The sequence below is a fragment of the Sphingomonas sanxanigenens DSM 19645 = NX02 genome (assembly GCF_000512205.2).
Classification (GTDB): domain Bacteria; phylum Pseudomonadota; class Alphaproteobacteria; order Sphingomonadales; family Sphingomonadaceae; genus Sphingomonas_D; species Sphingomonas_D sanxanigenens.
Window position 1 is genome coordinate 3279419 of record NZ_CP006644.1, and the last position, 12190, is coordinate 3291608.

Here is a 12190-nt window from a genome sequence, read left to right on the forward strand (position 1 = left end):
CGATGAGCCTGCTGCAGGTCGAGGCGCTCGACGTTAGCTTCCCCTCCCCCGCCGGTCCGCTGCTCGCGGTTGACGGCATCAGCTTCACCGTCGAGGCCGGTGAGACCGTGGCGATCGTCGGCGAGAGCGGATCGGGCAAGTCGGTCACCGCGATGGCGATCATGCGGCTGCTGGGCGAGGATGTGCGGCTGAGCGGCAGCGTGCGGCTGGAGGGCAAGGATCTCGTCGCCGCTTCGCCCGCCGAGATGCGCCGGGTGCGCGGCAACCGCATCGGCATGATCTTCCAGGAACCGATGAGCGCGCTCAACCCGCTGCAGCCGGTGGGCCGCCAGATCGCCGAGGGGCTGCGCCTGCATCGCGGGCTCGGCCGGCGCGCAGCCGACGCGCGTGCGTTGGAGCTGCTCGGGCGGCTCGGCATTCCCGCGCCGGAACGGCGCGCGCGCGAATATCCGCACCAGCTTTCGGGCGGCATGCGCCAGCGCGTCGTGATCGCGATGGCGCTGGCCTGCGATCCGGCGCTGCTGATCGCCGACGAGCCGACCACCGCGCTCGACGTGACCGTGCAGGCGCAGATCCTCGACCTGATCCGCGAGCAGAGCCGCCAGCTCGGCGCCGGCGTCATCCTCATCACCCATGACCTGGGCGTCGTCGCCGAACTCGCCGACCGCGTGGTGGTGATCTACGCCGGCCGCAAGGTGGAGGAAGGCCCCGTCGCCGAGGTGCTCGGCCAGCCGATCCACCCCTATACCCGCGGCTTGCTGGCGGCGACGCCGCGCCTGTCGGGCGGACGCGGCTGTCGCGACGGGCGGATGGTGGAGATCGCCGGCAACGTCCCGCCGCTGTCGCGCGCGCGGCCGGCGGGCTGCGCCTTCACCCCGCGCTGCGCCTATGCGGCGGATCGCTGCGCGGTGGTGGCGCCGCAACTGACGCCGGTCGGCACCGGGCGGCAGGCCGCCTGCCTCAAGCTGGAGGACGCGGCATGAGCCAGACGATCCTCGACGTCCACGAACTGCGCAAATATTATCCGGTCGGCCAGGGCTGGCTGCCGGGATCGGGGCGGCGCAGCGTCAAGGCGCTCGACGACGTCACCTTCACGCTCGACAAGGGCGAGACGCTGGCGGTGGTCGGCGAGAGCGGCTGCGGCAAATCGACGCTGGGGCGCACCATCCTGCGCTTCGTCGAGCCCAGCGGCGGCAATGTCTGGCTCGACGGCCATCGCATCACCGAGATGGCCGGGCGCGAGATGCGGCGGCTGCGGCGGCAGATGCAGGTGGTGTTCCAGGATCCTGCCGCCAGCCTTTCGCCGCGGATGCGGGTGCGGGACATCGTCGCCGAGCCGTTGCGGAACTATGGGCTCGTCAGCGGCCGCGCCGCGATCGCCGAGCGCGTCGGCGACCTGCTGGAGCAGGTCGGCCTGCCGCGCGACGCAGGCGAGCGCTACCCCCATGAATTCTCCGGCGGCCAGCGCCAGCGTATCGCCATCGCCCGCGCGCTCGCGCCCGGGCCGGACCTGCTGATCTGCGACGAGGCGGTCTCCGCGCTGGACGTGTCCAGCAAGGCACAGATCGTCAACCTGCTCGCCGACCTGCAGCGGCGGCTGGGGCTGGCGATCCTGTTCATCAGCCACGACCTCGCGGTGGTGGAGCATATCGCCGATCGCATCGCGGTGATGTATCTCGGCCGCATCGTCGAGCTCGCCGACCGCACGACCCTGTTCGCGGCGCCGGCGCATCCCTATACGCAGGCCCTGCTCTCCGCAGTGCTCGATCCGAACCCGGTGCGCAAACGCCAGCGCATCGCGCTGAAGGGCGAGGTGCCGAGCCCGATCGACCCGCCCGCCGGCTGCCATTTCCACACCCGCTGCCCCTATGCGTTCGAACGCTGCCGCAGCGAGCCGCCGGTGCTGGCGCAACGCGCGCCGGGGCAGGTGGCGGCGTGCCATCTGGAGGCATTGCCGGGTTAACGCCCCGCCCGCCTGCGGCGGGAGCTAGCGCGGCATCGCCTGTTCGTTGCGCATGACGATCGCCGGCATCAGATCGCCCTGCCCCGGCTCGACGACGAGCAGCGCATACACCGCGTCGCCTGACGAGAAGGCGAGGATCCGGCTGTGCCGCAGCAGCGCGTCGACCTTCAGCGGCTGCCACCCTGGGGGCACGCCTTTGCGCAGCGCGGCGACGACGGCCGCCCGCTGGTCGCGGCGGATCGTGTGGAGTTCGTTGGAGACCCGGCCATAGTCCGGTTCGAGCGCATCGGCGACGGCGATGCTGTCATGGATCAGGCGATGGTTCACTGCGTCGCCGAACGGATTCTCCGCCGGCGTCGCCAGCATCGCCGGCGGCTCGGGGAGCGCCTTCGGCCGGTCGTCACAGGCGCTCGCGGCAAGCAGCAGTGCGACCGCGAACCCGATCCGGATCATGCGGGCCGTCAGGCCGCCTTGTCGTCATAGTCGACGTCGAAGCGGAAGCGCCCCGCCGGATCGACCGAGAAGGTGCAGCGCTGCCAGGGCGCCTGGCCCGTCTTCACCATCGCATCGCGGATCTCGTTGAGCGCCTTGGCGATCTGGAACGAGGCAAGCGAAGGCAGCTTGGGCTGCGCGGTCTTGCCATCCTTCTCATACCAGTAGCGGGTCGTGGCGTGGCCATCGTCCAGCTCCGCCTCCAGCCACGCGCGCTGCACGCCCGGCGGGCAGGCTTCGAGCAGCGCGGTCGCGATCGTCCGGTAGCTTTCTTCCACTTAGACGCCTCCGGGACGGTTGAAGAAGGTGTCGGTCTGCGCGACGCCGTCGATCTCCGAATTGATCACGAAGCCCTCGGGACGCGTGCTGTCGCTGCTGTAGATCACGTCGATCTTCACGTCGACATCCTTGCCGGCCTCCAGCGCGTTCTCGAACCCGCGTTCCATGTCGCGCCACGCACCCATGTTGAAATTGCCGTTCATCGGCACGAGGTTCACGCGGTCGCCGGGGCCGTTGAAGATCGAGGCGATCAGATGGCCGCCCTGGTCGTCGGGCAGCCGGTCCTCGCGGCCCGAGACGCCCTGCTGATAGGAGTTGCGATCGGCGGTCTTGAGGTCGAGCTGCCCTTCGGCGCTGGTCACCCGGCCCTGACCGTCGGTCTGGTAGGTATAGCCGTTGACGACATAATCGGTATTCGGCTGGAGATCGCGCGCGTTGAGCTCGGGCGGCCAATCGCCCTTGCTGCCGCCGTCCATGACGATGCGGTCGCGGTCGCCGCCGCCGGCAGCGGACGCGTCGAGCGCGGCGGCGAACTCCCCGCTTTCGACGGGCGAAAGCTGCGCACCGACCGCCGCCTCGAGCGCGGCGCGCGCATCGTCGTCGCCGCCGGCCCGGCGGGCGACGCCGGCGGCCAGCGCCGGCGCGTCGAGCGCGCCATTCGCCCCGCGATGACCCGCGATCAGCGAGGCGGCCACGCTGGCGGTGCTGCCAACCGCCGCGGGGATGTGCGTGCCGGACTGGCCTGGAAGGCCAGATATGCTGTCGTTGGTCATCGCGGGGCTCCCCGGGGAAGGGTTATCAGGCGAACAGGTCTTCGCGGATCGCGGTGCGCGCGGCGGCGGCGAAGCTCTCACCGATGCCGACCGCGATGCCGAACATCAGGAAGGTGCCCAGCGCCTCGCGGATCTCGCCGAAGCTCGGCGCGGTGCTGCCGGGGCCATAGAGCTCGCCCGGCTTGGTGATCTCCAGATCGGCGTGCCTCGCGACCTCGCCGGTCAGTTCGGAGCGCCAGCCGAGGCCGGTCGCATTCTCGTGGAGGACGAAGCCGTCGCGCGTCGCCGCATCGATCAGCGCGCCATTGTCAGACATCGAGATTTCGAGATCGCCGATCTCGTTCTGGCTGATGCCGTCGACGACGATCGCGCGATCGCCGTTGGTCACCGTCACCTTGCTGGCGACATAGGCGTCGGGATTGCCGCCCCACTGCTCGGTATCGATCGTCACCTTGGTGCCGTTTTCGAGCGTGAAGGTGGTGGTGCCCCAGAAATCGAACGCGCGCTCACCGTTGACGTCGACGTGCGGATCGCCCCAGATGCGCGTCCATTCGTTGGTCTTCTCGTTGTGGATCATGATCTCCGAGCTGCGCTCGTCGAGACGCATCGTATAGCCATCGCCCAGATCGATGTTGCCGGTATGCTCGCTGGTCAGCGAGGCGCTCCACTGCGCGCCGGGCTGCGGGGCGAAGATCGGCGAGGCGCCGGGGCGGAGCGGCGGCTGCATCGTGCCGCCCAGCAGCGCGAACTGCGAGGGCAGCTGCGCGAACGCGAAGGGGCCGGCGAACAGCGGCTTGATGAAGGTGCCAAGGATGCCGGCGGCAAGCTGGATCGCCTGCCCCTCGATCGCGTTGTTCGGGCTCGAGCCCGGTTGGAGGTAGGCGTTCGCCGTCAGGCTGGTGTTGTAGATGATGTCGCTCATCGTCGTTCCCCTCAATCCCGAGCGTCATCGACGCCGGTGGTGGATCAGGTCGCGGCGAGGATCTCCCGCGCCGCGCGTTCGAGAAAGGCTGCCACGGTGGCTACGCCATCATCGGCGGAGCCGGTCGGTTCATAGGTTTCCAGCGCCCGGTCGACCCGATCGAGCGTTCCGCCGTCCGCGCGCGCTGCCATGTCGGCAGAGATGGCGGCGGCGATCTCCTCGATCGCGCGCTGCAGCTCGCCCGCCGAAGCGGCCGGGCTGGTCGGAAAATGCCCGACGACCGCGGCACCGATCTGCTGCAGCCGGTAGGGGTCGGAACCGATCGGCGTGTCGTTGCGCGCGATGCCGAGCTCCCCGGCAATCCGCGCCACCACCGCCATCGCCACCGCCCGCGCGCTCGCCTCACCGAGGATGAGCGGCGTCACCGCACCGCCGCCGGAGCGGTCGATGGGGCCAAGCGGGCCGGAGGAGATTCGGTCGATCGTCATGGCGTTGTTTCCTGAGCAGAGAAAAGCATGGCGCGTGATGCGATGCGCTCCGCGATACGCTTAGCTGGGGTAGTCGGATCGATTAGCGGGGACGCGGCAGGCCTGCGATCCGGATCCGAAACAGGTTCGCCCCAGGCAGCGGCTGCCCGGGGCGAACGGAAAACAGTCTGTCACGTCGAGGCGGACGGGTTCAGCCCCGCTCCTGCCGGCCGCGTGCCTTCCACGCGATCATCCCGCCGACACCGGCGGCCACCAGCGCCGCCACGACGGGGGTGACGATGCTGGCGTCGCCGCCTTCCTGTTCGGCCGGCGCCTTCCCGGCATCGCCGGCGAGCGCCAGCGCCTGCTTGTCTGCGCCCTTCGCATCGTCGCGCGCGCCGGTCCGGCCGAGCGAAAGGCCATTCTCGTCCAGCCCCATCGTGCGCACGTCGAAGCCGAAGGTCGATTGCGCGCCCTTGGCGATCGCGTCGGACACGCGCTCGAGCATCTCGGGGTCGTTCTTGACCTGCTCGATCGCGGCACCGGCGTAGATCGTGTGGATCATCATCGCCTCGGCCAGTTCCTGCTTCATGTCCTCGGTCGCCTCGGCGAATTCGGGCGAGGCGGCCATGGCGGAGGCGATCTGGTTGCTGACCGCGCGGAGTTGGGCCTTCGAGGGATCGTCGCCGCGGCCGCGCGAGGTGTACCAAGCGGTGACGAGATAGCCCGCGACGGTATCGGCGACGTCATTGCCGTCGAGCCCGAACTGCGCGAAGGCGGCGCGCGCATCGTTCAGCAGCTTGCCGCCCCGCAGCGAGCGTTCGAGGTCGGCACCGGTCTTTTCGTCCGCCTCGCGCGTGCGCTGGACGAACTGACGCAGATTCTTCTGCGTGCGCGCCGGATCGGGGGTGTAGCTGGTGTCGATCTCGGCGCGCCCGCCGGGCGCGCCGCGCGCGCTCTGCGCGGTGAAGGAGGAGACATCGAGCGAGCGCAGCGGCGCGCGCGGCCGCGCCACGGGGCGCGCGGACGAACGGCGCTCGTTGGAATAGCGCACCGCCTCACCGCCGGCATAGCCGACCATCAGCCCCGGATCGAGCGCCGGGCCGATGTCCTGCGCGAAGGCGGGAGGAGCGGCGACGAATGTGAGGCAGGCAGCCGCGGTGAGCGCGGCACGGGCCGATGCAAGCATGGACATCCTCTCCTTTCGCTTAGTTCGGCAGCCCCTGGCAGCGGCGGTAACGCATATAGTCGTCGCGCGAGAGCGACCCGACACGTTGGCGCAACGCGGCCACGTCCGAACACTCTTCCTGGCGGCGCACAGTGGGGCGGGCGTTGGAGCGTCGCGCGAGCTTGGCGCGGCGCTGATTGTCGTAGCGGACAGCCTCGCCGCCGGCATAGCCGACCATCGCGCCCGGATCGAGCGCGGGGCCGACATCCTGGGCAGGCGCCGACATGGGCAAGATCAGACCGACGCCGAGCGTGGCGACAAGCAGACAGGTCGAACGGACGGGAGCCATTACGCGTCTCCTCAACCAAAAAAGGACTACCCCCCGACCATAGCCGAGGGGTAGCACTTGGTTCGCCTTTTTTGCGGCAGGCCGATTACTGCTTGCGGGCAGTGGACGACATACCTTCGCCGATCGCCTTGATCGCGGTGCTGGCAGCGTTGAACAGGATGCTGAACTGCTGCGACAGCGCGCTGAACTTGGTGGTCAGGTCCGGCGTGTCCTTGGTGATGTCTTCCGCCATCGCGCTCATATCTTCCGCCATCTCGTTCAGCGTGCCGCCCAGCGCCTCGGCGATCGCCTGCAGCCAGCCTTCGCCGCCCCTGCCGCCGCCGCGGGTGCTCTTCTCCGCCTGGCGCGCGCCCTCGAGCGCGGTCTGGGTGAGCTGGTCGTTGAGGTCGCGCTGGAACTCGCCCTGCTGCGCCGGCGAGAAGCCCATGCCCTCGCTGAACGCCTGGACGGCTTCCTCGAGGTTGCGCTGCACGCCCGCGGTGTCGCCCATCGCGCCGGAGAAAGCGCCCTGCGCCACGTCGATCATCGACTGCGGCAGGCCGAGCTGCTGGCCGAGCTGCTGGATCAGCTGCTCGCCGATCGCCGAAACCAGCGTCTTGACCGCGAGCGAGGCCCAGCCCGCCGGGGTCGCCATCATCACCAGCGAGGCCGGGTTGATCACCGAAGAGAAAAGTCCGCCGAGTCCACCGATGCTCATCGTCTTGCTCCCAAGCTAGGGGCGGCCACGCCGTTCCCCGTCTGAATGTCGCGCCCGGCCGATTGCCGAGACACCAGCCTTGTCCCCGATCGCGGCCGCCGCCACACTCACCGATCCGACTAGCGGCCTAGTCGGATCGCTTAGGTGAGCGGATGGAAGAACAATCCGGCCAGCGCGTTGAGTTCGCGCACGCCATCGAGTTCGAGCTTGCGGCACATATTGTTGAGGTGAACGCGCACCGTATTCTCGCTGATCACCAGCAATGTCGCGATGTCGGCATTGGCGCGGCCCCAGCCGAGGAAGCGCAGCACCGCCGCCTCCGTCTTGGTCAGGGTGCGGATGCCCTCGATATGGCGTTCGGGAATGCGCGAGCGCGGGATGCGGAACTCGCCGATGAGTTCCTCTTCGGCGCCCGCCGCCGCGTCCGCCTTGCGCAGCAGCCGCATCAGTTCGCGCAGCCGCGCCTCTTCGTCGGCATCCACCGCGAGGGGATCGTCACCGGTCATCGCGCCAGCGCCCCGATGACGGCGCGGACGACATTGCCGCGCTCCGCCAGATCGCCGATCACCACCTGCGCAAAGGCCGGCAGCAGCAACAGCAGCAGGAAGGTCGCCGCCCAGCTCTTGATCGACAACGACAGCGAAAAGACGTTCAGCTGCTGGGCGAAGCGGTTGAGCAACCCCAGCCCCGCATCGATCACATAGAGGAACATGATGACGGGTGCGGCGATCAGCAGCGCCAGCATCATCAGCCGGCCGAACTCGGCCTCGAACACGCGCAGGCTCGACATCTCGAGGCTCGGCCAGTCCGCCGCGATCGGCCAGATCGCATAGCTTTCGATGACGGTGCCGACGAGCAGCAGGATTCCGCCCGAAGCCGCGAAGATCACATTGGCGAGGCGACCGAGCAGCGCGCCGTTGAGCGAGGTCATGTTGCCGCCCATCGGTTCGAGGATCTGCCCGATCGTCGCGCCGACCTTGGCATCGATGATCTCGCCCGCCGCCTCCATCGCCCACAGGATCGTGCCGAAGAAGAAGCCGATGACGAGCCCCGCCGCGGCTTCCTTCAACAGCATCCGCGCCCATTGCAGCGCGCCGAGCGCGCTCGGATCGACCTGCGGCTGCATGACGAAGGCGACGCCGCCCAGCGTGAGGATGATCGAGTTGCGCACCGTCGACGGAATCGTCTCCCGCGCGAAGATCGGCACGAAGATGAACGCGAAGGCGAAGCGCGACGCAGCGAGCGCCACCAGCAGCAGCTGGTTCGCCCAGGCCTGATCCGCCATCACCATCCGCGCATCACCGCCGCACCATCCCGGCAAAGCCCGAGAAGATCGTGTCGCTGAAGGTGTAGAGGCTGCCCGCGAGCAACGATGCGGTGACGAACAATGTGATGACCACCGCGAAGAATTTGAGCGTGTATTGCAGCGTCTGTTCCTGAAGCTGCGTCGCCGCCTGCACGACCGCGACGAGCAGGCCGACCGCCGAGGCGGCGATGATCGGCGGCGCCGAGAGCAGCAGGACGAGCCAGAGCGCCTGGACGGTGATGGAGACGATGTCCTGGGTCATCTTTCCCCCTCCCCTTCAGGGGAGGGGCTATGGAACACCCTCCTAAACATAGCTCAGCACCAACCCGTGACTGATCTTCACCCAGCCATCGACCAGCACGAACAACAGCAGTTTGAATGGCAATGATATCGTCACCGGCGACAGCATCATCATGCCGAGCGCCAGCAATATGTTCGATATCACCAGGTCGATCACCAGAAACGGTAGGAAGATCAGGAAGCCGATCTGGAAGGCGACGGTCAATTCCTTGACGATGAACGCCGGGATCACGACGATGAAGTCGGTCGCCTTTGCCGCCTCGGTGCTGGTCTTCTTGGCGACGCGCTGCTGCGTGCGCAGGAAGAATTCGCGTTCGCCAGGATCGCTATGTTCGATGAGGAAGGTGCGCAGCGGTTCCTTGGCCCGGTCCGCGGTGTCGAACAACTGCTCGGTCTGCTGCGGCACGCCATCGACCTGCGCGGCCGCCTGCATCGACTGGATCGTCGGATACATCACGTAGAGCGACAGGATCAGCGCGAGGCCGTTGAGCACCAGGTTGGGCGGCACCTGCTGCAGGCCCAGCGCGTTGCGGATCAGGCTGAGCACGACGACGATCTTGGTGAAGGATGTCACCATCACCGCGAAGAAGGGCGCCAGCGCGATCAGCACCACCGTGACGAGCGCGGTGCCGGGCGAGAATGCCGAGAGATCCATACCGCTACTCCGCCTCGATCAGCACGCCATAGCTGTCGCCCACCGACACGAGGCTGCCGCGGGCGAACGGCTTGCCGCTCGCAAGGATACGCACCGGGATCACGCCGGCCTCGCCGTCGATCGGCACGATGCTGCCTTCGCGCATCGCCTGCAGGCTGGCGAGCGGCACGCTGGCGGCGTCGAGTTCGATCGTGATCGGCACGGCGAAGCGTGCGTCGAGCGCCGCCGTGCCGCCGGCTTCGGGCTCGGGCCGGGGTGGCAAGTGGTCGGTGCCGGGCGCATCCGGGTGCAGATCGTTGGGGCTGAGATCGTCCATCGCATGGCCTCCATCAATTTTCAGGGGTCGGGCGGCAGTGGAAGCGGCGCTCGACCGGATCGAGCAGGCCCGCGATGTCGATCGCGCCGCCCGCCACCAATGTCGCAGCGATCGGCGCAGCGCCGATCAGGATGCAGTCGCCCACCGCCAGCGCCGCCGCGTCGTGCGGCGCAAGGCGGGGGCCTTCGATCCGCAGGCGCGTGCGGATCGCGACGCCGCCGATCAGTTCGGGCGCGAATTCGGGCTGCGCCGGCAGGAGCGTGAGCGCCGGCGGCAGCGCGATCCGCAGCATCGTCGCTGCCGCTGCCGAGCCGACCATGATCGTGACGACGAGCATCTCGGCGGGCACGATGTCGGCAGGCGCCGCCGGTTCATCCTCCGCATCCGCCGCCACGACCTCGGCCGGTGCCGGCTCGATCGTCGCTGGTTCGGGCAGCAGCGCCACCACGTCGACGGGTTCGAGATCGATGCCGAGCGCGATCTCGATCGTCCGGAGCAGCGGTTCGATCCGCTCGACCAGCGCGACCGCGGCGACGCCGTCCTCCGGCTCGAAGCGGGCGTCGGCGCCGCCGATCCGGTCGACCGCGAGCGCCGCGCCATTGTCGAAGCGAAGCCAGCCGCCCCGGCGATCGGGGATGGCCGTCACATGCGCGGCGATCACGCCATCGGCGTGGCGCCGGCCGGTGAGCGCGCCGATGACGGCGCGGCGAAGCTCGGCGGCGCGCGGGTCTATCTTCGGCAGCCCGCGCAGGATGCGCTCGCTCATGATTGCGCCTCCAGTTCCTGGGCCAGGCCGGTGCCGCCGGGCCAGGTCTTGAGCAGGCTGATGCCGCCCGACGTGACGCCGACGAGCATCACCTCCCCGCGCACCTCGATCATCACGATGCGCTCGCCCTGCCCCAGCGGCATCGCCCGCAGGAAGCGGATCGGACGCTCGCCATCCTCGGACGGGCCCTGGAACCGGTCCTGCCAGCGGCGCAGCATCCGCAGCACGACATAGGCGAGCCCCAGGACGAGGCCGAGCGCGATGACGACCGACAACAGGCTCGAAAGAACGGTCCAGACACTCATTGGGAATCCTCGCGCTCCAACGGGGCGTCGCCGGCGCGGGCGCGCTTCGCCCACAGGATGATCTCGGCGATCGCATCGAAATGATCTTCGGGAATGATGTCGCCGGGCACCGAGGTCGCGAAGATCGTGCGCGCCAGGGGCACGTTTCGCACGATCGGCACGCCCTGCCGCTCCGCCTCGGCGCGCATCGCCGCGGCCAGCGGCCCCTCCCCCTTCGCCGCGATCACCGGCACCGGGCAGTCTTCGGGATCGTAATCGAGCGCGAGCGCGAGATGCGTCGGGTTGGTCAGCAGCACATTGGCCTGCCCGGCCGAGGCGATGGCATTCTGGTTCGCCCATTCCTCATGCATCTGGCGCCGCTGCTGCTTGAGCATCGGATCGCCCTCATTGTCCTTATGCTCCTGCCGGATGTCGCGCCGGCTCATCCGCAGCCGCTTGATGTAGCGGTGGTGCACCCACACCCGGTCCGCCGCGGCGACGAACAGGAAGACCCCGACCGTCCAGCCGATCAGCTGCATCGTCAGCGACTGGGTAAGGCTGAGGATGGCGGACGCGATCCGGGGGCCGGCCGAGGCATCCAGCCCCCAGCCGGCGGCGTTGATGAGCCCGGCGAACTGGTCGATCGACCCGGACAGTACGAAGCCGGTGATCGCCAGCACCAGGACCGCCTTGATCAGCGTCTTGAGCAGTTCGAACAGATTGTCCGGACTGAACATCCGCTTCAGACCCTCGACGGGGTTCATCTTGGAGAGCTGCGGCTTGAGCTTTTCGGTGGTCACGAGCGCGCCGGTCTGAAGGAATTCCGCCGCAAGCCCGGCGACCGCCGCCGGCACCAGCACCAGCGCGGCAACGAGCAGCACCAGCCCGAACGCGCTGGCGCCCAATGTCGCGAGCGTCGCCTCGAACGGCTCGCCCGTCGCATGCGCCAGGCTGAGCTCGGTGAAATCGGCGATGCGGCCGCCGACAAAACCCGCGCCGACCAGGAACATGAGCAGCCACGCGATCATGCCGATCGCGGCGCTCAGATCCTTCGACTTCGCAATATCGCCCTTGTTGCGCGCATCGCGCAGGCGCTTGCGGGTCGGCTTCTCGGTCTTGTCGCCGCCGTCGTTCTTGTCGGCCATCCATCACTCCGGATCGCCCGCCGTGCAGCATGGCGGGCTCGTGGTGTCTTGGTGCCCCGGCAGCAGGGCAATAATGAACAACACTTATTCGGGGGATTTGCCGTCACACGAATCTGACAACACAAGTAACGCCAAATAAAAGACCGCCGGAATGCGACAGGGTCAAGACGATTCCCGCATTTGACGGCGAGCCGTTGGCGTCGGCGGACATTCCGACCGCGAAATGATTCGGGGTGTGATTTGTGTCACAGTTGCAACAGTCAAGCCGCTTGCGATGAATGACGGGGATCGGCTCAATTCGTCCGAAT

At 68.4% G+C, this 12190-nt stretch carries 18 protein-coding genes; 2 read left to right on the forward strand and 16 right to left on the reverse strand.

What is annotated here, in order from left to right:
* Positions 1 to 2 precede the first annotated feature (2 nt).
* Both NX02_RS15060 and NX02_RS15065 read left to right on the forward strand, forming a co-directional pair.
* The gene (locus tag NX02_RS15060) at positions 3 to 983 is read left to right on the forward strand and encodes an ABC transporter ATP-binding protein (RefSeq protein ID WP_025293030.1); all 981 of its coding nucleotides are present in this window, start codon (positions 3 to 5) and stop codon (positions 981 to 983) included.
* On the forward strand, positions 980 to 1963 hold the full coding sequence (locus NX02_RS15065; RefSeq protein WP_025293031.1) for an ABC transporter ATP-binding protein: 984 nt from the start codon (positions 980 to 982) through the stop codon (positions 1961 to 1963). Before NX02_RS15060 ends, NX02_RS15065 begins: the two co-directional genes overlap by 4 nt.
* Before the next feature lie 24 nt (positions 1964 to 1987).
* Here NX02_RS15065 and NX02_RS15070 read toward each other — a convergent pair whose 3' ends face one another.
* The 16 genes from NX02_RS15070 to NX02_RS15145 form a co-directional block, all read right to left on the reverse strand.
* Positions 1988 to 2416 (reverse strand): hypothetical protein, encoded by a 429-nt coding sequence (locus NX02_RS15070; RefSeq protein WP_025293032.1) that lies wholly within the window; start codon positions 2414 to 2416, stop codon positions 1988 to 1990.
* An 8-nt stretch (positions 2417 to 2424) separates the two neighbouring features.
* Complete coding sequence (locus NX02_RS15075; RefSeq protein WP_025293033.1) at positions 2425 to 2733, reverse strand: immunity protein YezG family protein; 309 nt, start codon at positions 2731 to 2733, stop codon at positions 2425 to 2427.
* A complete protein-coding gene (locus tag NX02_RS30750; RefSeq protein ID WP_025293034.1) occupies positions 2734 to 3507 on the reverse strand; it encodes a DNA/RNA non-specific endonuclease in 774 nt (257 codons plus the stop codon). It abuts the gene before it with no gap.
* A 25-nt stretch (positions 3508 to 3532) separates the two neighbouring features.
* A complete protein-coding gene (locus tag NX02_RS30755; RefSeq protein WP_025293035.1) occupies positions 3533 to 4429 on the reverse strand; it encodes a DUF1521 domain-containing protein in 897 nt (298 codons plus the stop codon).
* A 44-nt stretch (positions 4430 to 4473) separates the two neighbouring features.
* The gene (locus tag NX02_RS15090) at positions 4474 to 4917 is read right to left on the reverse strand and encodes a hypothetical protein (protein WP_025293036.1); all 444 of its coding nucleotides are present in this window, start codon (positions 4915 to 4917) and stop codon (positions 4474 to 4476) included.
* Between the two features lie 190 nt (positions 4918 to 5107).
* On the reverse strand, positions 5108 to 6085 hold the full coding sequence (locus NX02_RS15095; RefSeq protein ID WP_025293037.1) for a DUF6683 family protein: 978 nt from the start codon (positions 6083 to 6085) through the stop codon (positions 5108 to 5110).
* Positions 6086 to 6104: 19 nt separating this feature from the next.
* Positions 6105 to 6413, reverse strand: coding sequence for a hypothetical protein (locus NX02_RS15100; RefSeq protein ID WP_025293038.1), 309 nt, complete (start codon positions 6411 to 6413; stop codon positions 6105 to 6107).
* Between the two features lie 85 nt (positions 6414 to 6498).
* The gene (locus NX02_RS15105; RefSeq protein WP_025293039.1) at positions 6499 to 7110 is read right to left on the reverse strand and encodes a hypothetical protein; all 612 of its coding nucleotides are present in this window, start codon (positions 7108 to 7110) and stop codon (positions 6499 to 6501) included.
* Positions 7111 to 7250: 140 nt separating this feature from the next.
* A complete protein-coding gene (locus tag NX02_RS15110) occupies positions 7251 to 7616 on the reverse strand; it encodes a helix-turn-helix domain-containing protein (protein WP_025293040.1) in 366 nt (121 codons plus the stop codon).
* Entirely contained in the window at positions 7613 to 8395 is a 783-nt protein-coding gene (gene sctT / locus NX02_RS15115) for a type III secretion system export apparatus subunit SctT (RefSeq protein WP_245648602.1), read from the reverse strand. Before sctT ends, NX02_RS15110 begins: the two co-directional genes overlap by 4 nt.
* A 13-nt stretch (positions 8396 to 8408) precedes the next feature.
* Positions 8409 to 8678: a type III secretion system export apparatus subunit SctS gene (gene sctS / locus NX02_RS15120; protein WP_025293042.1), complete on the reverse strand. Its 270-nt coding sequence runs from the start codon at positions 8676 to 8678 to the stop codon at positions 8409 to 8411.
* Positions 8679 to 8720: 42 nt separating this feature from the next.
* On the reverse strand, positions 8721 to 9371 hold the full coding sequence (gene sctR / locus NX02_RS15125; RefSeq protein ID WP_025293043.1) for a type III secretion system export apparatus subunit SctR: 651 nt from the start codon (positions 9369 to 9371) through the stop codon (positions 8721 to 8723).
* A 4-nt stretch (positions 9372 to 9375) separates the two neighbouring features.
* On the reverse strand, positions 9376 to 9687 hold the full coding sequence (locus NX02_RS15130) for a FliM/FliN family flagellar motor C-terminal domain-containing protein (protein WP_025293044.1): 312 nt from the start codon (positions 9685 to 9687) through the stop codon (positions 9376 to 9378).
* A gap of 13 nt (positions 9688 to 9700) precedes the next feature.
* A complete protein-coding gene (locus NX02_RS15135) occupies positions 9701 to 10453 on the reverse strand; it encodes a hypothetical protein (protein ID WP_025293045.1) in 753 nt (250 codons plus the stop codon).
* Positions 10450 to 10758: a flagellar biosynthetic protein FliO gene (fliO, locus tag NX02_RS15140; protein ID WP_025293046.1), complete on the reverse strand. Its 309-nt coding sequence runs from the start codon at positions 10756 to 10758 to the stop codon at positions 10450 to 10452. The genes NX02_RS15135 and fliO overlap by 4 nt, the downstream gene beginning before the upstream one ends.
* On the reverse strand, positions 10755 to 11882 hold the full coding sequence (locus NX02_RS15145; RefSeq protein ID WP_025293047.1) for an EscU/YscU/HrcU family type III secretion system export apparatus switch protein: 1128 nt from the start codon (positions 11880 to 11882) through the stop codon (positions 10755 to 10757). The genes fliO and NX02_RS15145 overlap by 4 nt, the downstream gene beginning before the upstream one ends.
* Positions 11883 to 12190: the final 308 nt, after the last annotated feature.

Excerpts from the sequence above, each read along its gene's own strand:
- NX02_RS15060 (WP_025293030.1), top strand. The coding sequence starts at position 3 with ATGAGCCTGCTGCAGGTCGAGGCGCTCGACGTTAGCTTCCCCTCCCCC.
- NX02_RS15065 (WP_025293031.1), top strand. The coding sequence starts at position 980 with ATGAGCCAGACGATCCTCGACGTCCACGAACTGCGCAAATATTATCCG.
- NX02_RS15070 (WP_025293032.1), bottom strand. The coding sequence starts at position 2,416 with ATGATCCGGATCGGGTTCGCGGTCGCACTGCTGCTTGCCGCGAGCGCC.
- NX02_RS30750 (WP_025293034.1), bottom strand. The coding sequence starts at position 3,507 with ATGACCAACGACAGCATATCTGGCCTTCCAGGCCAGTCCGGCACGCAC.
- NX02_RS30755 (WP_025293035.1), bottom strand. The coding sequence starts at position 4,429 with ATGAGCGACATCATCTACAACACCAGCCTGACGGCGAACGCCTACCTC.
- NX02_RS15090 (WP_025293036.1), bottom strand. The coding sequence starts at position 4,917 with ATGACGATCGACCGAATCTCCTCCGGCCCGCTTGGCCCCATCGACCGC.
- NX02_RS15095 (WP_025293037.1), bottom strand. The coding sequence starts at position 6,085 with ATGCTTGCATCGGCCCGTGCCGCGCTCACCGCGGCTGCCTGCCTCACA.
- NX02_RS15100 (WP_025293038.1), bottom strand. The coding sequence starts at position 6,413 with ATGGCTCCCGTCCGTTCGACCTGTCTGCTTGTCGCCACGCTCGGCGTC.
- NX02_RS15105 (WP_025293039.1), bottom strand. The coding sequence starts at position 7,110 with ATGAGCATCGGTGGACTCGGCGGACTTTTCTCTTCGGTGATCAACCCG.
- NX02_RS15110 (WP_025293040.1), bottom strand. The coding sequence starts at position 7,616 with ATGACCGGTGACGATCCCCTCGCGGTGGATGCCGACGAAGAGGCGCGG.
- sctT (WP_245648602.1), bottom strand. The coding sequence starts at position 8,395 with ATGGCGGATCAGGCCTGGGCGAACCAGCTGCTGCTGGTGGCGCTCGCT.
- sctS (WP_025293042.1), bottom strand. The coding sequence starts at position 8,678 with ATGACCCAGGACATCGTCTCCATCACCGTCCAGGCGCTCTGGCTCGTC.
- sctR (WP_025293043.1), bottom strand. The coding sequence starts at position 9,371 with ATGGATCTCTCGGCATTCTCGCCCGGCACCGCGCTCGTCACGGTGGTG.
- NX02_RS15130 (WP_025293044.1), bottom strand. The coding sequence starts at position 9,687 with ATGGACGATCTCAGCCCCAACGATCTGCACCCGGATGCGCCCGGCACC.
- NX02_RS15135 (WP_025293045.1), bottom strand. The coding sequence starts at position 10,453 with ATGAGCGAGCGCATCCTGCGCGGGCTGCCGAAGATAGACCCGCGCGCC.
- fliO (WP_025293046.1), bottom strand. The coding sequence starts at position 10,758 with ATGAGTGTCTGGACCGTTCTTTCGAGCCTGTTGTCGGTCGTCATCGCG.
- NX02_RS15145 (WP_025293047.1), bottom strand. The coding sequence starts at position 11,882 with ATGGCCGACAAGAACGACGGCGGCGACAAGACCGAGAAGCCGACCCGC.